At 66.4% G+C, this 1,257-nt stretch carries 2 protein-coding genes; one reads left to right on the top strand and one right to left on the bottom strand.

The genetic code is table 11. From position 1 onward, the window contains the following. The coding region (locus V7067_RS15185; protein ID WP_334176746.1) for an aconitase family protein at positions 1-400 on the bottom strand (400 nt) is incomplete at its 3' end. Between the two features lie 242 nt (positions 401-642). Here V7067_RS15185 and V7067_RS15190 point away from each other — a divergent pair. After that, positions 643-1,206: a LemA family protein gene (locus V7067_RS15190; RefSeq protein ID WP_334176747.1), complete on the top strand. Its 564-nt coding sequence runs from the start codon at positions 643-645 to the stop codon at positions 1,204-1,206. Positions 1,207-1,257 lie beyond the last annotated feature (51 nt).

Here is a 1,257-nt window from a genome sequence, read left to right on the forward strand (position 1 = left end):
AGGTGTGGCTGTCGCCGCACACGATGGTCATGCCCGGCAGGGTGAAGCCCTGCTCGGGGCCGACGATGTGCACCACGCCCTGACGCTTGTCGAAGGGGTCGTAATATTCGATGCCGAACTCGGCCGCGTTCTCGCCCAGCGTTTCGATCTGGAGCGCGGATTCGGCATCCTCGATGCCTTTGGTGCGGTCGGTGGTGGGCACGTTGTGGTCGACGACGGCCAGCGTGCGCTGCGGGGCGCGCACCTTGCGGCCGGTCATGCGCAGCCCCTCGAAGGCCTGCGGGCTCGTCACCTCGTGCACCAGATGACGGTCGATATAGAGAAGCGCGGTGCCGTCGGGCTGAATGTCAACGACGTGATCGTCGAAGATCTTGTCGTACAGGGTCCGGGCCTTGGCCATTTCCGCGCCTCCACACATGGGTGAGGGGGGTGAACACCACCGCCCTCGCTCTTTCAGCCGTCCATATAGGAAAAAGCCGCGGTCGTCGGAAGGGCCGCGGCATTCCTCGTTTGGGGCTGGTCTTTAGCGCTTCCAGAGTGCGGAGAAAAGGCCCGGATTGCGCGACGGCTGCGAAATAGCCTTGCGCCGGCCCCGGCGCGCTGCTCCCTTTGTTGCCCTGACAGGCTGCGGGAGGGCAGGAAATGGAACTGTGGCTGGGGGTGGCCGCCGTCGTGGTGTTCGTGCTTTACGGCATCAGCGTCTACAACCGCCTTGTCGCCCAGAAGGCGCGGGTGGAGGAGGCGTGGTCCGACATCACGGTGCAGATGAAGCGCCGTTACGACCTGATCCCCAATCTGGTGGAAACGGTGAAGGGCTATGCCGCCCACGAGCGCGGCACGCTTGAGGCCGTGGTCGCGGCGCGCAACCGCGCCGCCGCCGCCGGCGCCACGCCGGCCGAGCGCGCCGCTGCCGAAAATGCCCTGCAGGGCACGCTGCGCCAGCTGTTCGCCCTTGCCGAGGCCTATCCCGATCTCAAGGCCAACCAGAATTTCCTGTCGCTGCAGGAAAGCCTGAGCGAGATCGAGGCCCACATCAACGGCGCCCGGCGGTTCTATAACGGCGCGGTGCGCGATCTCAACGTCAGCGTCCGTTCGTTCCCGCCCACCGTCATCGCGCGGATGTTCGGCTTTGCCGAGGCGCAGTATTTCGAGCTGGACGAGGAAGAGCGCGCGGCCGTGGCCGTGCCGCCGAAGGTGACGTTCTGATGTATCGGCGTGCCTCCGGGGCCTGTGCGCCGGCCTTTGCCCCGGCGCTGG

The organism is Pseudoxanthobacter sp. (assembly GCF_036822375.1).
GTDB lineage: Bacteria > Pseudomonadota > Alphaproteobacteria > Rhizobiales > Segnochrobactraceae > Pseudoxanthobacter.